Source organism: Thioclava sp. 'Guangxiensis' (genome assembly GCF_045348365.1).
Classification (GTDB): domain Bacteria; phylum Pseudomonadota; class Alphaproteobacteria; order Rhodobacterales; family Rhodobacteraceae; genus Thioclava; species Thioclava kandeliae.
Genome location: NZ_CP155822.1, coordinates 1497335 through 1520057 on the forward strand (window position 1 = coordinate 1497335; position 22723 = coordinate 1520057).

25 protein-coding genes are annotated in these 22723 nt (G+C 60.7%); 11 read left to right on the forward strand and 14 right to left on the reverse strand.

All coding sequences use genetic code 11. From position 1 onward, the window contains the following. Window positions 1–50 precede the first annotated feature (50 nt). The 4 genes from fliF to fliP are packed head-to-tail and all read left to right on the forward strand — an operon-like array spanning window position 51 to window position 3270. Complete coding sequence (gene fliF, locus ABEB22_RS07410) at window positions 51–1673, forward strand: flagellar basal-body MS-ring/collar protein FliF (RefSeq protein WP_406869966.1); 1623 nt, start codon at window positions 51–53, stop codon at window positions 1671–1673. Then, the gene (locus tag ABEB22_RS07415; protein ID WP_339113510.1) at window positions 1670–2266 is read left to right on the forward strand and encodes a flagellar biosynthesis protein; all 597 of its coding nucleotides are present in this window, start codon (window positions 1670–1672) and stop codon (window positions 2264–2266) included. The genes fliF and ABEB22_RS07415 overlap by 4 nt, the downstream gene beginning before the upstream one ends. Beyond that, entirely contained in the window at window positions 2259–2534 is a 276-nt protein-coding gene (locus ABEB22_RS07420) for a FliM/FliN family flagellar motor C-terminal domain-containing protein (protein ID WP_350934955.1), read from the forward strand. Before ABEB22_RS07415 ends, ABEB22_RS07420 begins: the two co-directional genes overlap by 8 nt. A 7-nt stretch (window positions 2535–2541) precedes the next feature. Beyond that, a complete protein-coding gene (gene fliP / locus ABEB22_RS07425) occupies window positions 2542–3270 on the forward strand; it encodes a flagellar type III secretion system pore protein FliP (RefSeq protein ID WP_406869967.1) in 729 nt (242 codons plus the stop codon). A gap of 42 nt (window positions 3271–3312) precedes the next feature. Here the strand turns inward: fliP and ABEB22_RS07430 are convergent, their stop codons facing one another. From ABEB22_RS07430 to ABEB22_RS07440, 3 genes are all read right to left on the reverse strand, one after another. Next, complete coding sequence (locus ABEB22_RS07430) at window positions 3313–3813, reverse strand: acyl-CoA thioesterase (RefSeq protein WP_339113507.1); 501 nt, start codon at window positions 3811–3813, stop codon at window positions 3313–3315. A 113-nt stretch (window positions 3814–3926) separates the two neighbouring features. Then, window positions 3927–4574, reverse strand: a complete 648-nt coding sequence (locus ABEB22_RS07435; protein WP_339113506.1) for a GntR family transcriptional regulator — start codon at window positions 4572–4574, stop codon at window positions 3927–3929. A 41-nt stretch (window positions 4575–4615) separates the two neighbouring features. Beyond that, window positions 4616–5359 carry a M48 family metallopeptidase gene (locus tag ABEB22_RS07440; RefSeq protein WP_406869968.1) on the reverse strand — a complete coding sequence of 248 codons (744 nt, stop codon included), beginning with the start codon at window positions 5357–5359 and terminating at the stop codon, window positions 4616–4618. Window positions 5360–5478: 119 nt separating this feature from the next. Between ABEB22_RS07440 and ABEB22_RS07445 the strand changes: the two genes are divergently transcribed. Beyond that, a complete protein-coding gene (locus ABEB22_RS07445; RefSeq protein ID WP_339113504.1) occupies window positions 5479–5805 on the forward strand; it encodes a TIGR02300 family protein in 327 nt (108 codons plus the stop codon). Window positions 5806–5959: 154 nt separating this feature from the next. Next, window positions 5960–6847, forward strand: coding sequence for an intradiol ring-cleavage dioxygenase (locus tag ABEB22_RS07450; protein WP_406869969.1), 888 nt, complete (start codon window positions 5960–5962; stop codon window positions 6845–6847). Window positions 6848–6893: 46 nt separating this feature from the next. Here ABEB22_RS07450 and lpdA read toward each other — a convergent pair whose 3' ends face one another. From lpdA to sucC, 9 genes are all read right to left on the reverse strand, one after another. Further along, on the reverse strand, window positions 6894–8279 hold the full coding sequence (lpdA, locus tag ABEB22_RS07455; RefSeq protein ID WP_406869970.1) for a dihydrolipoyl dehydrogenase: 1386 nt from the start codon (window positions 8277–8279) through the stop codon (window positions 6894–6896). 62 nt (window positions 8280–8341) lie between these two features. Beyond that, window positions 8342–8749 carry an MAPEG family protein gene (locus ABEB22_RS07460; protein ID WP_406869971.1) on the reverse strand — a complete coding sequence of 136 codons (408 nt, stop codon included), beginning with the start codon at window positions 8747–8749 and terminating at the stop codon, window positions 8342–8344. A 7-nt stretch (window positions 8750–8756) separates the two neighbouring features. Next, window positions 8757–9149 (reverse strand): MAPEG family protein, encoded by a 393-nt coding sequence (locus tag ABEB22_RS07465; RefSeq protein ID WP_350934965.1) that lies wholly within the window; start codon window positions 9147–9149, stop codon window positions 8757–8759. Continuing rightward, window positions 9146–9481 carry a hypothetical protein gene (locus ABEB22_RS07470; protein ID WP_339113499.1) on the reverse strand — a complete coding sequence of 112 codons (336 nt, stop codon included), beginning with the start codon at window positions 9479–9481 and terminating at the stop codon, window positions 9146–9148. The genes ABEB22_RS07465 and ABEB22_RS07470 overlap by 4 nt, the downstream gene beginning before the upstream one ends. A 72-nt stretch (window positions 9482–9553) precedes the next feature. Then, a complete protein-coding gene (odhB, locus tag ABEB22_RS07475) occupies window positions 9554–11056 on the reverse strand; it encodes a 2-oxoglutarate dehydrogenase complex dihydrolipoyllysine-residue succinyltransferase (RefSeq protein ID WP_406869972.1) in 1503 nt (500 codons plus the stop codon). Between the two features lie 3 nt (window positions 11057–11059). Further along, a complete protein-coding gene (locus ABEB22_RS07480; RefSeq protein ID WP_339113497.1) occupies window positions 11060–14008 on the reverse strand; it encodes a 2-oxoglutarate dehydrogenase E1 component in 2949 nt (982 codons plus the stop codon). Between the two features lie 72 nt (window positions 14009–14080). Next, complete coding sequence (locus ABEB22_RS07485; protein WP_339113496.1) at window positions 14081–14491, reverse strand: hypothetical protein; 411 nt, start codon at window positions 14489–14491, stop codon at window positions 14081–14083. 378 nt (window positions 14492–14869) lie between these two features. Beyond that, window positions 14870–15754, reverse strand: a complete 885-nt coding sequence (gene sucD, locus ABEB22_RS07490) for a succinate--CoA ligase subunit alpha (RefSeq protein ID WP_339113495.1) — start codon at window positions 15752–15754, stop codon at window positions 14870–14872. A gap of 4 nt (window positions 15755–15758) precedes the next feature. After that, window positions 15759–16952 carry an ADP-forming succinate--CoA ligase subunit beta gene (gene sucC, locus ABEB22_RS07495; protein ID WP_406869973.1) on the reverse strand — a complete coding sequence of 398 codons (1194 nt, stop codon included), beginning with the start codon at window positions 16950–16952 and terminating at the stop codon, window positions 15759–15761. A 228-nt stretch (window positions 16953–17180) separates the two neighbouring features. On the opposite strand from sucC, the gene ABEB22_RS07500 reads away from it, so the two are divergent. Beyond that, window positions 17181–18263, forward strand: a complete 1083-nt coding sequence (locus ABEB22_RS07500; RefSeq protein WP_339113493.1) for a glycosyltransferase family 2 protein — start codon at window positions 17181–17183, stop codon at window positions 18261–18263. Between the two features lie 56 nt (window positions 18264–18319). Here ABEB22_RS07500 and mdh read toward each other — a convergent pair whose 3' ends face one another. Together mdh and ABEB22_RS07510 are read right to left on the reverse strand one after the other, a co-directional pair. Further along, window positions 18320–19282 (reverse strand): malate dehydrogenase, encoded by a 963-nt coding sequence (gene mdh, locus ABEB22_RS07505; protein WP_339113492.1) that lies wholly within the window; start codon window positions 19280–19282, stop codon window positions 18320–18322. Between the two features lie 214 nt (window positions 19283–19496). Further along, window positions 19497–19823, reverse strand: a complete 327-nt coding sequence (locus tag ABEB22_RS07510; protein WP_339113491.1) for a hypothetical protein — start codon at window positions 19821–19823, stop codon at window positions 19497–19499. Window positions 19824–20014: 191 nt separating this feature from the next. Between ABEB22_RS07510 and ABEB22_RS07515 the strand changes: the two genes are divergently transcribed. The 4 genes from ABEB22_RS07515 to ABEB22_RS07530 are packed head-to-tail and all read left to right on the forward strand — an operon-like array spanning window position 20015 to window position 22712. Then, the gene (locus tag ABEB22_RS07515) at window positions 20015–20875 is read left to right on the forward strand and encodes an HpcH/HpaI aldolase/citrate lyase family protein (protein ID WP_406869974.1); all 861 of its coding nucleotides are present in this window, start codon (window positions 20015–20017) and stop codon (window positions 20873–20875) included. Window positions 20876–20893: 18 nt separating this feature from the next. Next, the gene (locus tag ABEB22_RS07520) at window positions 20894–21433 is read left to right on the forward strand and encodes an NnrU family protein (RefSeq protein WP_339113489.1); all 540 of its coding nucleotides are present in this window, start codon (window positions 20894–20896) and stop codon (window positions 21431–21433) included. An 11-nt stretch (window positions 21434–21444) separates the two neighbouring features. Further along, window positions 21445–21648: a DUF1737 domain-containing protein gene (locus ABEB22_RS07525; RefSeq protein WP_339113488.1), complete on the forward strand. Its 204-nt coding sequence runs from the start codon at window positions 21445–21447 to the stop codon at window positions 21646–21648. A 29-nt stretch (window positions 21649–21677) separates the two neighbouring features. After that, on the forward strand, window positions 21678–22712 hold the full coding sequence (locus tag ABEB22_RS07530) for a MaoC family dehydratase (RefSeq protein WP_406869975.1): 1035 nt from the start codon (window positions 21678–21680) through the stop codon (window positions 22710–22712). The last annotated feature ends 11 nt before the right edge of the window (window positions 22713–22723 follow it).

Genomic DNA, 22723 nt, shown 5'->3' on the forward strand with positions numbered 1-22723 from the left:
CGAAACATGAGACGACGACGGGACAGAAGGTCCGCTCATGGAGGTGCGTCTTGGAACAGGTAACTGCCGTTTGGCAAGCGATGGATACGCGGCGGCGTTTCATTGTGCTCGCAGCAACCGGGATCGTCTTCGCGGCGATCCTGCTTCTTTCTAATATGGCATCCAAGCCATCCTACTCTCTCCTCTATGCAGGACTGGAAGGGAAAAGCTCTGGGGAGGTTGTCAGCGCGCTCGAACAGCGTGGCGTTCCTTATGAAATCCGTGGCGATTCGATCTATGTCGATGCAACCCAGCGCGACGAGCTTCGCATGACGCTTGCCTCCGAAGGACTACCGGCGATGGGCGGCGCCGGATATGAGCTGCTCGATTCGATGTCCGGATTTGGCACGACCTCGCAGATGTTCGATGCGGCCTATTGGCGCGCAAAAGAGGGCGAGCTGGCGCGGACGATTGTAGCCAATCCCGGCATCCGCTCGGCCCGTGTCCATATCGCACATGGCAGCGATAACGCTTTCCGCCGTTCGATCGAGCCGACGGCTTCCGTCTTCATCACTGCAGTCTCCGGCTCTATCAGCCAACAGCAAGCGCGCGCGCTTAAGCATCTTGTTGCCTCGGCGGTCACGGGTATGAAGCCCGAAGATGTTTCGGTGATCGATGCGAATGGTGGTCTGATCTCTACCGGTGACGATGACAACATCCTGCAAAATGGCGAAGATCGTGCAGCCGAGCTGAAAAAGAACGTGGAACGACTTCTGGAAGCGCGTGTTGGTCGTGGGAATGCCGTGGTGGAGATCTCGCTCCGTACCGCTTTGGAAAGCGAATCTATCACCGAACGCGTGATCGACCCGGCCAGCCGGATCGCAATTTCGACCGACGCTCAGGAGCAGAGTGACAGTTCCCAATCGACCGACCCGGCGAATGTGACCGTTGCATCCAACCTTCCTACCGGCAATGCGAATGCGGGTGGTCAGTCCCAGAGCAACAGCTCGCAGACCCGCGAGCGCACCAATTTCGATGTGTCCGAGACACGGCGCGAGGTTCTGCGTAAACCGGGTAGTGTGACACGCCTCACCGTCGCAGTGCTGGTGAATGGCCTCCCGACCACCGGTGCCGATGGTACCGTGACCTGGGCGCCGCGCCCTCAGGCTGAACTGGACCAGCTTCAAGCGCTCGTGTCGTCGGCTGTAGGCTTTGACGAAGCGCGTGGCGATGTGATCACCCTGCAAAGCATGCAATTCGAGCCGACGCTGATCGAAGGCACCGAGGCGATGTCGGGAGGCTTCATGGGTGGCCAGAACCTTGATGTCATGCAGCTTATCCAGCTGGGTGTGCTGGCGGTGGTGGCGCTTATCCTCGGTCTCTTCGTGATGAAGCCTATCCTGACCCAGCGCCAGCAGGTTGCACAGCTGCCTCCTGCTGCAGGTGACCCGAATGCACTGACTGGCGAGATTGCCGATGGCGACTTGCCCGATGATATGCCGCTCGTGTCCGGGCTCGGGGGCGGTGACGAACTGGGCGGTTTCGACATGCCCTTCGCCATGGGCAACGCCTTTGATGATGCAGAAAATGATGCCGATCCGGTCGACCGGTTGAAACGCCTGATCGAAGAGCGACGCGACGAGACCGTAGAGATCTTGCGCAGCTGGATGGATGAGAAGGAGGAACGTGCGTGATGCAGCGGTTCGAACTGGAATCCTTTGAAACGACCTCGCATGTGCCGCAATCCGTGACCGTGGAACATGCCGAACTCGAGGAAATCAAGCTCGCGGCCTTCGAAAAGGGCTACTCGGCAGGCTGGGAAGATGCGGTCGCGGCCCAGAATGCCGAGGAGGCGCGTTTGCGCGCCGATCTGGGCCAGAACCTGCAGGCGCTCTCTTTTACCTTCCACGAAGCGCGTCAGCATGTGCTCGAGGCCATGAAGCCGCTGCTTGTTGATATGACTGCAAAAGTTCTGCCGACTGTTGCACGCCAGACGCTGGCACAGACAATCGCGGAGCAGGTCATGCCGATGGCGACCGAGCTTGCCGATACGCCGCTCACCGTGGTGGTTAACCCTAATAGCCTCGAGCAGGTGCGGGAGCTTCTCTCGCAGGAGAAAAGCCTGCCAATGAGCTTTGTTGCAGAAGATACGCTGGGCGAAGGGCAGGTCTATCTGCGCTTCGGCGGCAAAGAAACGCATATCGACCTTGATGGTGTTATCGCACTGATCGGCGATGCGATTGCCAGTTATTTTGGCGCGGTCCAGAAGGAGCAGAATAATGACTGAGGCGGCAACCCAATCCTCGAACCCATTTACCCAAGTGCCGATCGAGATCACTATCTCGGTGGGTAAGGCGCGCCCGATGGTGCGTGACCTTCTGCGTATGAAGCGCGATTCGGTCATGCCGTTGGACAGCCGCGTCGATGATCCGGTCGAGCTCTATGTTGGGGACAAGCTGATCGCGCGTGGCGAACTGACCGAGCTGCAGGGCGATCACGCCGGGCAACTGGGCGTGCGTCTGACCGAGGTGATCGATCTGCAAAACGGGCTGTGACATGACAATGTCACGCCTAATTTGTTACGGCGCATTAACGTTAATGCTTTCTGCGGCGCCGGGTTTGGCGCAAGAGGTCACTCTGGATTTCGGCGGCGAGAATAGCCTGACGGGCAGTTCGGTTCTGCTGATCTCTGCGGTGACCCTGCTAAGCCTCGCGCCCGGCATCATGATTATGGTGACCTGTTTTCCGTTCATTGTCACGGTTCTGTCGATCCTGCGTCAGGCGATCGGTCTGCAGGCGGCGCCGCCGAATATGCTGATCATCTCGTTGGCGCTGTTTCTGACATGGTTTATTATGGAGCCCACCTTCATGGACGCCTATACCAACGGTATTGCGCCCCTGATGAACGGTCAGCTCGAGATGATGCCCGCACTGGAGCGCGCGATAGAGCCGTTCCGGACCTTCATGGCAGGGCGCACCAATCCCGAGACCTTCGCATCTCTGGCCAAGCTCCGCTCGCCTGATGCGGCCCTTGCGCTGTCGCCGGATGTGCCGCTCTCGACCCTGGTGCCGTCTTTCATGCTTTCGGAGATCGCGCGTGCCTTCCAGATCGGTTTCCTGATCTACATTCCGTTTCTGGTGATCGACCTCGTGGTATCGGCCGTGCTGATGTCGATGGGGATGATGATGGTGCCGCCTGCGGTCGTGTCCTTGCCCTTCAAGCTGGCATTCTTCGTGGTGGCCAATGGCTGGGTGCTGATCTCGGACGCGCTGGTGCGCAGCTACTTCTAACGCGAAAGGCGCCCCTCGGGGCGCCTTTTCCAGTTCCGTGGCTTACTTGACCTTGGCAGAGGCTTCTTCCATCCGCTTGCCATGTTCCTTGCGCAACTCCTTGCGCAGCTCTGCGGCATCCCAGCGGTGCTGCTCTTCCTCGTTCTGCGGCACCAGCTTCGGCACCTCGACCGGTTTGCCGATCTCGTCCACGGCCACCATCGTGAAATAGCAGCTATTGGTGTGGCGGCGGCGGCCTGCGGTGATGTTCTCGGCCTCGACGCGGATCCCGATTTCCATCGAGGAGCGGCCGGTATGGTTCACGGCGGCCTGGAACCGCACCAGCTCGCCCACGAGGATCGGCTGTTTGAAGGTCACCTGATCGACCGAGAGCGTGACCGCATAAGAGCCCGAATAGCGTGAGGCCAGCGTGAAGGCCACGCGGTCCAGCTCGGCCAGCAGCGCCCCGCCATGCACCTTGCCGGAGAAATTCGCCATATCCGGCGTCATCAGAACGTTCATCTCGAGCGTCTTGCGCTCGTCTTCGGTCAATCTACTGGCCATACCCGTCATGTCCCACTTACCTTTCCGTGCCTTAAGCCATGCTGTGACCGGAATGGGAACCCCCGACGGCGCAAAGGTGCCTTGCACATGGAGGATATGTCACAGCCCGCACATTATTGTGCCAGATGTCGCAGACCTTGGGTCACATCCGTGCGGATCGCAAGCCGTAAACCGGGGTCGTCGCCTGCCCGTAGCGCGGCGAGAATCAATCTGTGGTGACGCGGCGGTTCATTGCGCTGCATGGACGCATAATAGGTGCTCATCGTCGGACCCAGCTGCAGCCAGACGGTCTCGATCACGGCGAGGATCGCGGGGGCCTGTGCGCGCAGATAGAGCGTGCGGTGGAATTCCAGATTGGTGCGGATATACCCGATCGCATCCATCTTCACCACGGCCTCGGCATTGGCGTGGTTGATGGCCGTCAACCGGTCGATCAGCGCCATGTGGGCGCGGGGCAGGGCGCGCGAGGCCAGTTCGGGCTCGATCAGGGCGCGCAAGGCGGCCAGCTCCTCGATCCGTTCGTTCGACAGCATCGGCGTTGTTACCCGTCCCGAGGCCGAGAGAAACAGTGCGCCTTCCGCAACCAGACGCCGCAGCGCCTCGCGCACGGGGGTCATCGAGACACCATTCTCCTTGGCCAGCCCGCGCAGGGTCATCGGCGTGCCGGGCGGGATTTCCCCGTGCATGATCTGCATGCGCAGGCGCCGGTATAGCTTGTCATGCGCGGCGCTATCGATCTGGCGTGTGGTGATGGTGGTCATGGTCTCTATGTGATGAGCTTTGGGGGGCAGGTCAATGGGCATCAGGGCGCGCGGAATTGCGTCGCATGTAGCCGGCCGCCTTCCTCACGCAGCCAGCGCCGCTCTTTGCGCCAGCTCGGGCGCAGCTCCTCGACGATGGACCAGAAGGCGGGAGAGTGGTTCATCTCCACGAGATGCGCCACCTCATGGGCCGCCACATAGTCCAGCACCTCGGGCGGGGCCATGATCAGCCGCCAGCTATAGCTGAGCGCGCCTTTCGAACTGCACGATCCCCAGCGCGAGCGGGTGTCACGCAGGGTGATGGCGCTGAAATTGCGCCCGATCCGCGCGGCGTAATGCTCCGTCGCGCTCTGGAGCCTGCGGCGGGCATTATGCTTGAGGAAGCTCTCCAGCTTGCGCGCCATGCGGTCCTCGGGACCGGGCACGAAAAGGGTCGTGCCTTCGCGTAGCGGCAACCGCCCCTGACCGGGCGCCAATGTCACCTCTTGCCCCTCATATAGGATGCTCTGGCCGTAGCCTACGAGCGTCACCGAGGGCATGCGCGCAATCGCTTCGCTAAGCCAGTCGGTCTGGGCGCGGGCGAATGCAATTGCCTCCCTTTGGGTGCCACGCTGCGGGATGGTCAGGGTTACGCTTCCGTCGCTGCGCGAGACTCTGAGCCCGTAGCGCCGCGCCCGTGCCGAACGGTTGAGACGGATCGCCACACCGGGCAATTCGGGCAGTTCGATGAAGACGGGCTCCGCCTTGACGGGAGGGGGAGTGCGTTTGCGCGACAGGAAAGCCATGATCCAGATACAACCCCTTCATCCCATTCGGCGAAAATTTCGAAAAAGCTTTGACACGCCTCGGTCATTGTGGCAGTTGGCTTCGACTCTTTCTCTCAGAGCGTAGCCAGGAGAATTCCATGCCCAAAGAGGAATGGGGCGTCAAGCGCCTCTGCCCGCATTGCCAGAGCCGGTTTTACGATCTGAACCGTGATCCGATGATCTGCCCTGTCTGTTCCAATAGCCTGACGCTGGAAAGCGTATCGAATGGTCGTGGCCAGGTTCTGGTCGCGGATAAGACCAGCAACAAGCAGACCGATCTCGAAGTCGATGATCTCGGTGATGACGATCTGGATGATGATGCAGGCGACGTCGATCTCGACGATGATCTGCTCGACGAGGATGATGACGATAACGTCTCGCTCGACGATATCGCTGATGTCAGCTCGGATGACGACGATAACTGATCCATCGATTAGGATGATATTGGGAAAGGGCGCGGCCATTGGCGGCGCCCTTTCTTGTTGGCGAAGCGGGTAGGATAAAATCTGCCCATCAGAAAATCTTCTGGAACAGATCGGCCATGCTGCTGCGTTTTAAGCGCATCGAAAGGAAGATCTCATGACAAGCAATTTTAACGGGCTCAGCCGCCGTAATCTGATGAAGGTCCTTGCGGCTTCGCCAGTGGCCGTAACGGGCGCCGGAATAGCCAGCATGGCCCATGCCGAGGCCGAAGCCGCCGCGCAATCCGTGGGGCTGATTTCGGGCAACATGTGCCTTGTCTCGCCGGAAACCACCGAAGGGCCCTATTACATCGACCCCAAACTGGTGCGGGCCGATATTCGCGAGGACAAAGAGGGCATCGCGATGACCATGCAGTTGCAGGTCGTCGATGAAAACTGTCAGCCGATGGCCAATGCTCGCGTCGACATCTGGCATTGCGATGCCGAGGGAAATTACTCGGGTTATGCCTCGCAAGGCTCGGAGGGGACGCTGGACACCGAGGGCGAGACCTTCCTGCGTGGCACCCAGATGACCGACAAAAGCGGTATCGTCAGCTTCCAAACCATCTATCCGGGCTGGTATCGCGGGCGCACGACCCATATCCATTACAAGGTCTTCCTCGACGAGACCAATGTGCTGACCTCGCAGATCTTTTTCCCTGACGCGCTAAGCCAGTATATCTACGACAATATCGAGCCCTATACGCGCGACAGCACGCGTGACACCTATAACGCCATCGACGGCATCCTGCAGGCGGCGGGCGATGGGGCCTATACGGCGATCCGCGAGCAGTCCGAGATGTATCTGGCACAACTGGTGGTAGGGGTGGATCCCGATGCGGTAAGCCAGGAGGGCTCGGGCCCCGGCGGTGCGCCGAAATCGGCCAATATGGGCGAGCCGCCCGAGGGCGCAGCACCGGAGGGGGGCGCACCGGGTCAGCCGCCGGAACAGAGCGCGGGCGATCTTTCGCCCGAGGATCTGATCCCCGGCAGCAAGACGGAATAAAAAAGGGCGGCCCCGGGGCCGCCCTTTCTTTTAACTCTCCGCCAGATCAGGCGTGGATCGCGCCGTCGCCGCAGGCCAGAGCCGCTTCGCGGACCGCTTCCGAGAAGGTCGGGTGGGCGTGGCAGGTCAGTGCCAGATCCTCGGCAGAGGCGCCGAATTCCATTGCAACACAAACCTCGTGGATCAGATCGCCTGCGCCCGGGCCGATGATATGGGCACCGAGGATGCGGTCGTTCTCGTCCACGATCAGCTTGGCGAAGCCTTCCGCCTGGAAGACGGCCTTGGCGCGCGCATTGCCCATGAAGGGGAACTTGCCGACCTTGTATTTGACGCCGTCTTTCTTCAGCTCTTCCTCGGTCTTGCCGACCGATGCCACTTCGGGGGTGGTGTAGATCACGCCGGGAATGACGCCATAGTTCACATGGCCATGCTTGCCGGCAAGGACCTCCGCCACGGCCATGCCTTCGTCTTCGGCCTTATGGGCCAGCATCGGGCCGACGATCGCATCGCCGATCGCATAGATGCCTTTGACAGAGGTCTGCCAATGCGCATCGGTCTTGATCTGGCCGCGCTGTTCCATCTCGACGCCGATATTCGCCAGACCCAGACCATCGGTATAGGGCTTACGGCCGGTTGCCACGAGCACGGTATCCGCGTCGATGGTGACCTCGCTGTCATCCTTGCGCAGCTTGTAAGTGACCTTGGCTTTGCCGTTCTTGGTCTCGACCGATTGCACGGCCGCGCCAAGGACGAAATCCATGCCCTGTTTGGCAAGGATCTTCTGGAACTGCTTCGAGACCTCGCCATCCATGGTGGGGGTGATTACATCGAGGAACTCGACCACGGTCACCTTCGCGCCAAGGCGTGCATAGACCGAGCCCATTTCCAGACCGATGACACCCGCGCCGATCACGACCAGCGATTTCGGGATCTTCTTCAGCGCCAATGCGCCGGTGGAGGAGACAACGGTCTCCTCGTCGATCTCGATGCCCGGAAGCGAGGACGGAACAGACCCCGAGGCGATCACGATGTTCTTGGCGTTATGGACCTCTTCGCCCACTTTCACCTGACCGGCGGCCGGGATCGAGCCCCAGCCTTTGAGCCAGGTGATCTTGTTCTTCTTGAACAGGAATTCGATGCCCTTGGTGTTGCCGTCGACGACCTCTTGCTTATAGGCCTTCATCTGGTCCCAATCGACCGAGGGCGCCTTGCCCTTGAGGCCCATCTTGGCGAAGTTATGCTCGGCTTCATGCAGCTCATGGGTCGCATGCAACAGCGCCTTGGAGGGAATGCAGCCGACGTTGAGGCAGGTGCCGCCCAGCGTCTCGCGGCCTTCGACCACAGCGGTTTTCAGGCCAAGTTGTGCACAGCGGATCGCGCAGACATAGCCACCCGGGCCGCCGCCGATTACGATCACATCAAAATCTGCCATTTGTTGCTCCTATCTGTCAGGTGCGGATATCGTCTCCGGCAGGCGGACCCCGCCGGAGGGTGTTAGATCAGGCCAATCACGAGAATGGCCAGCGTTGCAAGCAATCCCACGCCCCAGATCAGCGAGCGCCAAGGCACCCAACCGAAGGCATAGGCGGGGATATAGAGAAGCCGTGCGACGAGAAATACGCCGCAAAGCGAAAGGGTGAGCGCACTGGTCTGGCGGGTCAGAACCACCAGCAGAACGGCAGGGGTGAACAGGATCAGGCTCTCGAAAGAGTTGTTCATCGCGCGGCGCAGGCGGGCGGTGGTCACCGACAACGGCACCGGCGGTTCATCATCGCGCGGCCCCATCGTGTAACTCGAGGGCAGCTCCATATTGGCGCGCACCGCGAACAGCACCATAAGGGCGATATGCAGGAAAATGGCGAGCCCGAGGGCGCTGAGTTCGGGGGTGGTGAATGCGATCATGATACCCTCAGAACACTGCCGCCAGAACCATCACCAGCGTGGCCAGAAGGCCCAAGGCAAAGATCGCGGACCGCCACGGCACCCATGCAAAGGCATAGGCGGGCAGGTAGAGCGCGCGGGCAATCACATAGATCCACGCACAAAGGCCCGTCAGCCAGCCATTCGAGCCGGTGAACTGCACCAGCACGACGGCAATGATGAACAGCCCGATATTCTCGGTATGGTTGGACAGCGCGCGGCGCAGACGCTTGGTCCGCTCGGACAGCTGGGCGTCAAGGTTTTCCCGCGTGCCAAGATTGCCGTCCTTGCCGATATCGGCTTCCAGCGAGCGCTGCGACCAGAAGACCGCCGCCAGATGGATGAGGACCGTGGCGGCCAAGGCGTAAAGCTCTGCTGTCATGCAATTGCCTCTTTCGGTTTGCGGATCACGAGCGAAAGCCCCGCGATCATCGCCAGAATGCCGTCAACCAGCGGCCAGAGATTAGCGAGAGCAATACCACCGGAAATCGCGTGGAGATAATGCAGGGCGCAGAGGCCGAGGGCGGCGGCAAAGGCAGTGCGTGAGGGGGCGCGCAGCGCGAATTGCACGGAGAGCAGAAGCAAAACATCAACCAGCAGGAGGATCATGTCGGAGGCTTCCGCACGCCCCATCGCAAGATACGCGACAAGGAGGGGGAAATAGACGCCGCGAAGCGCGATCTCTGCCCAGAACATCCAACGTGCCAACTGCATCAGTCTTGCCTCGAAATGCGTCCCGAAGAACGTAGGGATGTGGCGCCCCGTGATGGAGCGCCACATGTCGGATCACAGATCCATCAGCAGGCGGCGCGGATCTTCCAGCGCTTCCTTGACGCGCACGAGGAAGGTCACGGCGCCTTTGCCGTCGACGATACGGTGGTCATAGGACAGCGCGAGATACATCATCGGGCGGATCTCGATCTTGCCGTTGACGACCATTGGACGGTCCTGGATCTTGTGCATGCCGAGGATACCCGATTGCGGCGGGTTCAGGATCGGCGAGGACATCAGCGAGCCATAGACACCACCGTTGGAGATGGTGAAGGTGCCGCCCTGCATCTCTGCCATCGACAGCTTGCCGTCACGCGCGCGCTTGCCTTTTTCCGAGATCGCTTTCTCGATATCGGCAAAGGACATGCTGTCGGCGTCGCGGATGACCGGAACGACCAGACCCTGCGGGGTGCCTGCCGCCACGCCCATATGGACGTAGTTCTTGTAGACGATCTCGTTGCCGTCGATCTCCGCGTTCACTTCCGGCACTTCTTTCAGAGCGTGGCAGCACGCTTTGGTGAAGAAGGACATGAAGCCCAGACGCGCGCCATGTTTCTTCTCGAACATGTCCTTGTACTGGTTGCGCAGCGCCATCACCTCGGTCATGTCCACCTCGTTATAGGTGGTCAGCATGGCAGCGGTGTTCTGGCTGTCTTTCAGGCGCTTGGCGATGGTGGCCCGCAGGCGGGTCATCTTCACGCGTTCCTCGCGGGCCGCGTCATCGGCATTCGAGGTGCCGCGCGGCATCTGTGCCGGTGCGGGGGCCACGGACGCTGCCGGAGCCGAACCCGCTTTGGCCACATCCTCTTTCATGATGCGACCGTCGCGGCCGGTGCCGGTGACCGATGCGGGGATGATGCCCTTTTCGGCCATCGCTTTTTCTGCCGAAGGGGCGTTCTTCACGCCGGCGCCGGAGGAGGCTTCTGCCGCCGGAGCGGGGGCTGCGGCGGGTGCGGAACCGGCCGACGCGCCTGCCGAGATCACGGCGAGCTTGGCCGAGGCATCAACGGTGGTGCCCTCGGTGGCCACGATCTCCATCAGAACGCCAGCGGCGGGCGCGGGCACTTCGACCGACACCTTGTCGGTTTCGAGTTCGCACAGCATCTCGTCCTGCGCAACGGTGTCGCCGACTTTCTTGAACCAGGTCGAGACGGTGGCTTCCGACACCGATTCGCCCAGCGACGGGACCATGACATCCACAGGCTTGCCTTCCGAGCCACCAGCTGCCGGAGCCGCAGCCGCGGGGGCCTCGGCCTTGGGAGCGGAGGCTGCGGCTTCGCCACCTTCGCTGATCATGGCCAGAAGCGCGTCCACACCAACGGTGGTGCCTTCTGCGGCCACGATCTCGCCCAGCGTACCGGCTGCGGGAGCGGGAACCTCGACGGTGACCTTGTCGGTTTCCAGCTCGCAGAGCATTTCGTCTTGGGCAACCGCGTCACCCGGCTTCTTGAACCAGGTGGCGACAGTCGCCTCGCTCACGGATTCGCCCAGCGTAGGGACGCGAACTTCGGTACTCATGGATTATCCCTCCAGTGCATCATTAACGAGCGCGTCCTGCTCGGCCTTGTGCGATTTCGCCAGACCCGTTGCGGGCGAGGCGGAAGCGGCACGGCCTGCATAGCGGGCGCGGGAATGTTTGGCGTCGAGTTTCGACAGGACCCATTCCAGGTTCGGTTCGATGAAGGACCAGGCGCCCTGGTTCTTCGGTTCTTCCTGACACCAGACCATCTCTGCGTTCTTGAAGCGGGCCAGCTCGTTCGACAGCGAATTTGCCGGGAACGGGTAGAACTGCTCGACGCGCAGCAGATAGACATCGTCGAGACCGCGGGCGTCGCGCTCGGCCAGCAGGTCGAAATAGACCTTGCCCGAGCACATCACGACGCGCTTGATCTCGGCATCGGGTTTCAGGTTCATTTCGGAATTGCCCTTTTCCGCATCGTCCCACAGGACGCGGTGGAAGAAGGACCCGGTGGTGAAATCTTCCTTGGTCGAGATCGCCATCGGGTGGCGAAGCAGCGACTTCGGCGTCATCAGGACCAGCGGCTTACGGAAGTTCCGGTGGATCTGGCGGCGCAGAATATGGAAGTAGTTGGCGGGTGTGGAGCAGTTGGCAACGATCCAGTTGTCTTCCGCGCACATCTGCAGGAAGCGTTCCAGACGTGCCGAGGAGTGCTCGGGACCCTGACCCTCGAAGCCATGCGGCAGCAGCATCACCAGACCGGACATCCGCAGCCATTTGCGCTCGCCCGAGGAGATGAACTGGTCGAACATGATCTGCGCGCCGTTGGCGAAGTCACCGAACTGGGCTTCCCACATGGTCAGCGTGTTGGGCTCCGCCAGCGAGTAGCCATATTCGAAGCCAAGAACCGCATATTCGGACAGTGCCGAGTCGATCACCTCGTAGCGGGCCTGACCTGCCTTGATGTGATTGAGCGGGTAATAACGCTCTTCGGATTTCTGGTCGATGAAGGCCGAGTGACGTTGGCTGAAGGTCCCGCGGGTCGAATCCTGACCTGCAAGGCGCACCGGATAGCCTTCCGCAAGGAGCGAACCGAAGGCCAGCGCCTCGCCGGTTGCCCAGTCAAAGCCCTTGCCGGTCGAGAACATCTCTTCCTTCTGGCCCAGCAGACGCGTGACCGTGCGGTGCATCTCGAACCCTTCGGGGGCGGTGGTCAGCGCCTTCCCGACCTCGTGGAAGGTCTCTTCGGAGACAGCGGTGGAGCCTGCGTCATAGACCTGCCCCTCGCGTTCCATGTTCTTCCAGCGACCGTCAAGCCAGTCGGCCTTGTTGGGTTTGTAGACCTTGCCCGCCTCGAACTCCTCGTTCAGATGGGCCTGGAACGCGGCTTTCATATCCTCGATCTCGCCCTCGGGGATCAGGCCGTCCTTCACCAGACGCTCGGTATAGAGCTGGAGCGTCGTCTTGTGACCCTTGATGTTGGTATACATCTGCGGGTTGGTGAACATCGGCTCGTCGCCTTCGTTGTGACCGAAGCGGCGGTAGCAGAAGATGTCGAGAACAACGTCCTTGAGGAACTTCTGACGGAACTCGGTGGCCACTTTCGCGGCATGCACAACCGCTTCCGGATCGTCGCCGTTGACGTGGAAGATCGGGGCTTCCACCATCAGCGCGATATCGGTCGGGTAGGGCGAGGTGCGCGAGAAATGCGGCGCGGTGGTGAAGCCGATCTGGTTGTTCACGACGATATGGATCGTGCCGCCGGTGCGGTGACCGCGAATGCCCGAGAGCTGGAGGCATTCCGCCACAACACCCTGACCTGCGAAGGCCGCGTCGCCATGCAGCAGGATCGAGAGCACTTCGCGGCGCTCGCTGTCGTTGAGTTGGTCCTGCTTGGCGCGGACCTTGCCCAGAACAACAGGGTTCACGGCCTCGAGGTGCGAGGGGTTCGCGGTCAGCGAGAGGTGGACCTTGTTACCATCGAACTCGCGGTCCGAGGAGGCACCGAGGTGGTATTTCACATCGCCCGAGCCATCCACGTCATCGGGCTTGAACGACCCGCCCTGGAATTCGTTGAAGATGGCGCGGTAGGGCTTCATCATCACGTTCGACAGAACCGACAGACGGCCGCGGTGCGGCATGCCGATGACGATCTCTTTCAGGCCGAGATTGCCGCCGCGCTTGATGATCTGCTCCATTGCGGGGATCAGGGCCTCGCCGCCATCCAGACCGAAGCGCTTAGTCCCCATGTATTTCACATGCAGGAACTTCTCGAAGCCTTCGGCCTCGACCAGCTTGTTCAGGATCGCGCGACGACCTTCACGGGTGAAGGTGATCTCCTTGTCATAGCCTTCGATACGCTCTTTCAGCCATGCCGATTGCTCGGGGTCCGAGATATGCATGTATTGCAGTGCGAAGGTGCCGCAATAGGTGCGTTTCACGATCTCCATGATCTGGCGCATCGAGGCGATTTCCAGCCCCAACACTTTATCGAGGAAGATCGGGCGGTCCATATCGGCATCTGTAAAGCCGTAGGATTTGGGGTCGAGTTCCGGATGCGGAACCTCGTCGCGCATTTTCAGCGGGTCGAGATCTGCGGCCAGGTGACCACGGATACGGTAGGCACGGATCAGCATCAGCGCGCGAACGGAATCCAGCACGGCACGCTTGATCGCGCCCTCGTCGAGAGCGACGCCTGTCTCGGCGGCTTTCTTCGAGATTTTCTTGCCGGCATCCTTCACTTCGGCGGCCGGCCACTCGCCGGTCAGCGCGCCCATGATCTCGGACGGCGCCGCACTCGGCCAGTCGCTGCGTTCCCAGCTGGGACCGGAGGCCGATTTCTTCACGCTGGCTTCGTCGTCCTGCAGCTGACGGAAGAAATCCGCCCATGCCGCATCTACAGACGCCGGATCATTGGCGAAGCGTGCGTAAAGCTGCTCGACATATTCGGCATTGCCTCCCTGAAGGAAGCTGGATGCCTGGAATTGGCTGTTTGGAGATTCGTCGTTCATATGGTCACCTGTTCAGGTGGATGGGTGATGGCGCGGCCCGCGCGTCTCGCGGACCGTGATGCTTGTGTGGCCTTAGTTGCTGTAAGGCGAGATATAGGGCTGGCTGGCGGCAGGCAAACCTGCGGCATGGGCACAACCGTCTGAGTATTTGGACCAGTCATTGGCATTGGTGCAGCGAGCAGCTTGCCCGTTGACAATGGTCCCGTCCGTGCGGGCGGTATTTGCAACGGCATAACCCGTAGAACCGGTGGGCGTGGTGCCTGCCGGAACTTTTCCGTGACCGACAACCGGCCCTGTGGTGATCGGGCCGGGGGCACCTTTCACCATTTGGTCCTGAATTTCGTGAGCGGGGGTGTCGGATTGCTCGTGCAGCTTGCCGCTGCCCCAGTAATTGCCCGGGCCGCAAGCGGTCAGGGCAAGCGCCGCGACCCCCAGCATCGACAGCAGGGGGAAACGGAGGGAACGGGTTGTCGTGGGCGTCATCGTCATTGTCCTTCTCGGAGGCTCGGCTGCACTATCGGTGTCATTAGTCAGATAATAGGTTTCCGCATCGTCAAGGCCGTCGGGGCAGATAGCGGTAAGTTTAACATCTGGCATATGTGCGTGCAGTATGGGCGAAACGCTGGTGACGGAGGCGTAGGCGCGAACCGCCCGGCCACGATGGGTCGGGAGATGGCTCGTCAGCACGTTGATCCGTCTTCTCATTGGTTCGCCCTTTGCCCGACCTTTTGTCAGGCTGACGTAGTTCTAAAGAAACCTCGGAAGGGCAAAACAGAGACGCAGTCTCTGTTCAGCTCTGCCGAGTGGCCCGGAAATGAGCCGGAGATGCCCGCGCAGGTCACCTGCGCGGGCACCAGAAAATTAGCCCTTGATGGCTTTCATGACGGCTTCACCCAGCGTTGCGGGGCTGTCTGCCACGACGATACCAGCCGATTTCATGGCTTCGATCTTCGATTCCGCATCGCCTTTGCCGCCGGCGACGATTGCGCCTGCGTGGCCCATGCGGCGGCCCGGAGGGGCCGTGCGGCCTGCGATAAAGCCTGCGGTCGGCTTCCAACGGCCTTTTTTCTTCTGCTCGGCGAGGAATTCTGCGGCTTCTTCTTCCGCCGAACCACCGATTTCACCGATCATGATGATCGAGGTCGTTTCCGGATCGTCAAGGAACATGTCGAGCACGTCGATATGTTCGGTGCCCTTGATCGGGTCGCCACCGATACCGACAGCCGAAGACTGGCCCAGACCCAGATCGGTCGTCTGCTTGACGGCCTCGTAGGTCAGAGTGCCCGAACGCGACACGACGCCGACCGAACCACGCTTGTGGATGTGGCCGGGCATGATGCCGATCTTGCAGGCATCGGGGGTGATAACGCCCGGGCAGTTCGGACCGATCAGACGCGACTTGCTGTCGATCAGAGCGCGCTTAACCTTCATCATGTCGAGCACCGGAATGCCCTCGGTGATGCAGACGATCAGCTCCATTTCAGCGTCGATCGCCTCGAGGATCGAGTCGGCCGCGAAAGGCGGGGGAACGTAGATCACGGTCGCATTGGCTTCGGTGACATGCTTGGCTTCATGAACCGAGTTGAACACGGGCAGGTCCAGATGCTTCTGGCCGCCTTTGCCGGGGGTCACGCCGCCGACCATCTTGGTGCCGTAGGCGATCGCCTGTTCCGAGTGGAAGGTCCCCTGCGAGCCGGTGAAGCCCTGACAGATGACTTTGGTGTTTTCGTTGACGAGAACTGCCATGATCTTAGCCTTTCACCGCTTTCACGATTTTTTCTGCGCCGTCGGACAGGTTGTCTGCGGCAATCACATTCAGGCCGGAAGTCGCGATGATTTCCTTACCCTTTTCGACATTTGTGCCTTCAAGGCGGACAACCAGCGGAACTTGCAGGCCGACTTCTTTCACGGCGGCGAGAACGCCTTCCGCGATGATGTCGCAGCGCATGATGCCGCCGAAGATGTTGACCAGAATGCCTTTGACGTTCTTGTCGGAGGTGATGATCTTGAAGGCCTCGGTAACCTTTTCCTTGGTCGCGCCGCCGCCCACATCAAGGAAGTTCGCAGGCTCTGCGCCGTAGAGCTTGATGATGTCCATCGTCGCCATCGCCAGGCCCGCGCCGTTCACCATACAACCGATCTCGCCATCGAGCGCGATGTAGTTCAGGTCGTATTTGGACGCTTCGAGTTCCTTGCTGTCTTCCTCGGTCTCGTCGCGCAGCGCTTGGATGTCGGGGTGACGATAAAGTGCGTTGCCGTCGAAGCCGAGCTTGGCGTCGAGCACTTTAAGGTTGTTATCGGGCATGACGATCAGCGGGTTGATCTCGAGCTGCTCCATGTCCTTCTCGATGAAGGCTTGGTAGAGCTTGCCCAGAAGGCTGACCATCTGCTTGACCTGACCGCCTTCAAGACCCAGCGCGAAAGCCACGCGACGGCCATGATAGGCCTGGTATCCTGCTGCCGGGTCGATCGAGAAGGAGATGATCTTCTCGGGGGTCGAGGCCGCAACTTCTTCGATATCCATGCCGCCTTCGGTCGAGCAAACCACCGAGACGCGGCTCGACTGACGGTCGACCAGAAGCGCCAGATACAGCTCGCGCGAGATATCCGAGCCGTCTTCGATATAGATGCGGTTGACCTGCTTGCCTGCCGGACCGGTCTGATGCGTGATCAGGGTCTTGCCGAGCATCTGCTTGGCCATGGTTTCGGCTTCTTCCACCGATTTGGCAAGGCGGACACCGCCTTTTTCGCCGGCTTCGGCTTCCTTGAAATGGCCCTTGCCACGGCCACCGGCGTGGATCTGCGCCTTAACAACCCAAAGCGGTCCGTCGAGTTCGCCTGCTGCGGTCTTGGCCTCCTCTGCCTTCAGAACCGCGCGACCCTCCGAAACCGGGCAACCGTAGCTCTTGAGGAGCTGCTTCGCCTGATATTCATGAATGTTCATGATCTCCGTCCCATGCTGGTGCGATTTGGGGCAGACTGGACAGAATGTCGCAGCCTGACAAGCTGAAATTGCCTTGCGCGCTGATATGTGAGCGGAAAACCGACTTTTGTGATCACACGATTGACGCGTGTGATCACAAGGAAGAATTCGTTAGCGATTCAACTCTGCAGTAGCCAAAACGGAACGAATCTTTGAAGACTGGGCAGGGCAGTTGAAAGTGATGCAGCAATGACGAAATCCGACGAATCACCGGAGCTCCCGAGATGGGGGGTGGTCGGCACGATGGACGAGCCTGTGCCGCTTGTCGCGGCCTGGGTGGCCCATCATCTGGCCATCGGTGCCTCCGAGGTCCATGTGGTTTTCGACCGGCCCGATCCTCCGGCAGAACGTCTTTTGCGCGGGGTAGCCGGGTGCTTCGTGCATCGTTCGGGCGAAGATGGCTGGGTGCGGCACTGGAACGCGCAACGTCCCTCACGCCACCAGGCCCGCCAGAAATACAACGCGACCCGGATCGCCAACGAGGTGGATGTAGCCTGGATGGTGCATTGTGATGCAGACGAGTTCATCCATCTTGAACGGCCCTTTGAATGGGAGCTTGCAAAGACCCATGAGAAGGCGTGGTTGCGGCTGGAAGTGCTTGAGCGGACCTTTGTGCCTGATGTGACCGGCAACGACATTTTCCAAGGCGTCTTCCGCAAGCGCTGGGATGCATTTGCCGAAGAGGGAGAGGCGTTTTACGGCGCACGGGCGCAGTTCCTCAACCGTGGCGTTTCCGGCCATATCGCGGGCAAGGCCTGCACGCGCGTGGGGCAGGGCTATGTGTTGGGGGTTCATCACCCGACCGAACACTGGGACGCGCCAGGTGGCACGGTGACCCTGCCGTATCGTCCCTCCTATAATGCGCGACTGATGCATTTCGACGGGCTCACGCCGCTGCATTATATTCTCAAGATGATGCGTCGGGCCTTGACGCAGGTGCAAGGTGATCCGGTGCCCTATGCCGAACCACGCGTCGCACAGTTCCGGGAGGCCGCCGCGCGGGCGCGGGATCCGCAGGCGCTATGGGACCAGTGGTATGCCGTTCAGGGCGTCACGGAGGCGGAGGAGGTGGGGTTGCTAAAGCGTCATCTGCTGGAGCGGATCGCCTGTCCGGTTCTGGGCCATGCCCGTGCACTTTTTCCCGAGCTGGATTTTACCTCCGCGGGGTTCGACAGGCTGCTCATGGAGCATGAGGCGGCTCTGATCGGGCGGGCGAGGGAGGAGCTGGGCTTCGATGCGCGGGCCTTCGCCATGGACGGGATCGCAGGCTAGACCCGAATGCAAAAGGCGCGGCCTGAGCCGCGCCTTTCACGTGAAACATCGATGGCTTATGCCAGCGAGCTGTCGATGCCTTTGCAGGCTTCGACGAGGCCATTGACCGCGTCTACCGACTTGTCGAACATGGCTTGTTCGTCCTTGTTCATCTTGATGTCGACAACGCGCTCGATGCCGCCGGCACCGATCACGGTCGGGACGCCGACATACATGCCGTCGAGGCCGAGCGCGCCTTTGACATAGGCCGCGCAGGGCAGAACACGCTTCTGGTCCTTGAGATAGGCTTCCGCCATCTCGATCGCCGAGGTCGCAGGCGCATAGAAGGCCGAACCGGTTTTCAGCAGGCCCACGATCTCTGCGCCGCCATCACGGGTGCGCTGGATGATCGCGTCGAGTTTTTCCTGCGTGGTCCAGCCCATTTCGACGAGGTCGGGCAGCGGGATGCCGGCAACGGTCGAATAACGGGCAAGCGGCACCATCGTGTCGCCGTGACCGCCGAGCACGAAGGCGGTGACGTCTTTCATCGAGACATTGAACTCGGTCGCGAGGAAGTGGCGGAAGCGGGCCGAATCCAGCACGCCTGCCATACCGCAGACCTTCTCTGCCGGCAGGCCGGAGAATTTCTGCAATGCCCAGACCATCGCGTCGAGCGGGTTGGTGATGCAGATCACGAACGCGTCGGGGGCGTATTGCTTGATCCCCTCGCCGACCGATTTCATGACTTTGAGGTTGATGCCCAGAAGGTCATCGCGGCTCATGCCGGGCTTGCGCGGAACGCCAGCCGTCACGATGCAGACATCTGCACCAGCGATATCGGCATAGTCGTTCGTGCCTTTCATCGTGGCATCGAAGCCTTCCGACGGGCCGGATTCTGCAATATCGAGGGCTTTCCCCTGCGGGGTGCCTTCGGAAATATCGAACAGGACGACATCGCCAAGTTCTTTGAGGGCTGCAAGATGGGCGAGAGTACCACCGATCTGACCTGCGCCGATCAGCGCAATCTTGGGTCGGGCCATGAATTCCTCCGTCATAGGATGGATATAAGTGACCGGTGATGGGTAGGCGGTTTTTATGCTTTAGGCAAGAGGACCTAGCGCATTCGTGCATCCTAAACGGGTTCTGTATGCTATGGTGTACGGCTTCGCGAGTCAGGAATGCAAGCGGGATCAGTCACTTATATGTGAGCAAAAATATCCCGCGAAATCAAATAAAACAGGTGGATTCCGCCGTTCAGATGTCTTTTTTCGGGCCGGTGCCGAAAGCTCTGCCAAAACCGCCGCTTTGGGTCTTGAAGTCCATTCCGGAGGCGATCAGGCAGCTGGTGCCACCAGGAGTGGTGGCCAGCAGGGTCCATGTGCCGCTCTCCGCAGCAAACAGCTCCATCAGCGTATTATTGGCAGCAATTCCCGTGCTGCGCTGTGTTTCCTGATAGCGGTTTGCCAGCTCGACCACGATCTCGGAGCGGTCACCACAGGCGGGGGTCTCGGCGCGCAGGTTCTGCGCGGCAAGGATGAGTGCAAGAAAGCCCAGTGAGAGGGCAAAAAGCTTCTTTTGCATAGATCGCCCCTTGGTTGTGATATGCAATGATCACTAAACTAAGGCGAACTGACGAAAAGAGAGTTAATCACCCTGGGGGCGCCCGCAATTTACCTGCGAGAACTAAAATTCTGCGATGCGGCAGAAATTATATTGCAAATAACGTTTATACTGTGATCTTTTGTTCTGTATAGCAGTTTGGGAGGAGAATCATGTCGGCACAGCCTTATCGTTCGGTGCTTTACATCCCCGGCTCCAAGGAGCGGGCGCTTGATAAGGCCATGGGGCTAGATTGTGATGCGATCATCTTCGATCTGGAGGATGCTGTCGCCGTTGACGAAAAAATCAACGCCCGCGACACGCTGGTCGCAGCGCTGAAGGATAAGGATTTTGGCAATCGCGCGCGCATCGTGCGGATCAACGGGCTCGATACCGACTGGGGTCGCGAGGATGTGCTGAAGATGGCACGCGCCTTGCGCGAAGGCGCCCGGATCGATGCGATCCTGATCCCCAAGGTGAATGACCCCGCCGATCTGGATGCCGTGGGGGATCTGATCCCCGACGTGCCTCTCTGGGCAATGATGGAGACCTCGCTGGGGATGCTGAACGCGCAGGCGATTGCCGCCCATCCCCGCCTTCAGGGGATGGTGATGGGCACCAATGACCTCGCCAAGGAACTGGGCGCGCGGTTCCGCCCCGATCGGTTGCCGATGCTCTCGGGGCTGGGCCTGTGCCTGCTGGCGGCCAAAGCCTATGGGAAGATCATCGTGGATGGAGTCTATAATGCGTTCAAGGACGAGGAAGGTCTGGCCGCCGAATGCGCGCAGGGACGCGACATGGGCTTTGACGGCAAGACCCTGATCCATCCGGCGCAACTCTCCGTGGCCAATACCGCCTTTGCCCCATCCGAGGCCGAGATCGATCTAGCCGAGCGCCAGATCGCCGCCTTTGACGAGGCGCGATCAAAGGGGCAGGGTGTTGCGGTTGTCGATGGTAAGATCGTGGAAAATCTGCATATCGTCACAGCGCGGCAGGTCCTCGCCAAAGCGGAGGCGATTGCCGCACGGATATAAGCCAAGCGGAGTAAGCCAATGATCCTTCTCATCCTCGGTGTCCTGATCTGGGCGCTGGCGCATTTGTTCAAACGTCTGGCGCCCGAGGCGCGCGCGAAGATGGGGCCGCAGGGGCGGGCGATGGTGTCGGGGCTTCTCGTTCTGTCGCTGATCCTGATGGTGATCGGTTACCGCTCGGCGGATGGCGCGTTCTTCTGGGGCCGTAGCCCTGCGGTGACAGGGGTGAACAATCTGCTGATGCTGGTCTCGGTCTATCTGTTTGCAGCTGCCGGCATGAAGACCAAGATCGCGCAGATCTACCGCCACCCGATGCTGCTGGGCGTGCTGCTGTGGTCGGTCGCGCATATCCTCGTGAATGGCGATACGCCGAGCTTCGTGCTCTTTGGCGGGATCGGGATCTGGGCGCTGGTCGAAATGGTGCTGATTAACCGCACCGCGTGGGTGCCGCCCAAGGGCAAGGGCGCCAAAATGGAGATTTTCGCCCTTCTCGGGACGGTGATTGTCTATGGCGTGATTGCGGGTATCCATTATGCCTTCGGCTACCCGGTATTCGGGTGAAGGAGGATCCCATGAAAGCCTATCGTTTTCTCACGGCAGATGACACGAGCGAGTTCTGCCACAAGGTAACCGAAGCCCTGGCCAAGGGCTGGGTGCTGGAGGGGAACCCGCAATATGCGTTCGACGCGGCGCGCGGCGTGATGCGCTGCGGGCAGGCGGTGACGAAGATCGTCGAGGGCGAGTATTCGCCCGAACTGAAACTGGGGCAGCTCTAACGCGCCCCCAAACGGGAGGAGTGCAGGGTATGGCCAAAACGAATGCGGGCCGGTTTTTCGAGGATTATCATGTGGGGCAGGTGCTGAAACATGCCGTGCCCCGCACCGTCTCGGGCGGGGAGAGGGCGCTTTATCACGCGCTCTACCCCGCGCGCGGGGCGCTTTATTCATCGGATGAATTCGCACGGTCCTGTGGCCTGCCTGCCTCTCCCATCGACGACCTGGCGAGTTTCCATGTGATCTTCGGCAAGACGGTGCCGGATGTCTCGCTGAATGCGGTCGCCAATCTGGGCTATGCCGAGGGGAGATGGTATCTTCCGGTCTATCCCGGCGATACGCTGCGCTCCGAATCCGAGGTGATCGGGCTCAAGGAGAACTCCAACGGCAAGACCGGCGTGGTCTATGTCCGCACGCGCGGGCTGAACCAGCGCGATGAAACGGTGATGGACTATGTCCGCTGGGTGATGGTGCGCAAGGGCAACCCGGATGCGCCCGCGCCCGAGACGGTTCTGCCCGATCTGGCCAGGGTCGTGGCGCCCGAGAACCTGATCCTGCCCGAGGGGCTGGATTTCACCGGCTATGATTTCGATCTGGCGGGCGAGCCGCATCGCTGGGGCGATTACGGGATCGGCGAGAAGATCGACCATGTCGATGGCGTCACCATCGAGGAGGCCGAGCACATGCTGGCCACCCGCCTGTGGCAGAACACCGCTAAAGTGCATTTTGACGCGACCTTCCGCTCCGATGGCCAGCGGCTGATCTATGGCGGTCATGTGATCTCGATGGCGCGGGCGCTGTCCTTCAACGGGCTCGCCAATGCGCAGATGATCGTGGCGCTCAATGGCGGCGCACATGCCAATCCCTGCTTTGCGGGGGATACGGTCAAGGCATGGTCGGAGGTGATCGACAAGGCCGGGACGGGCGCTCCGGGGGTAGGTGCGCTGCGCCTGCGTCTGGTCGCGGTCAAGGCGGGGGCTGCACCTTTTGCGCTGAAGGGGGAGGACGGGAAATACCTGCCCGAAGTGCTGCTGGATCTGGACTACTGGGCGCTTTGCCCCCTGTGACCGACCGGCAA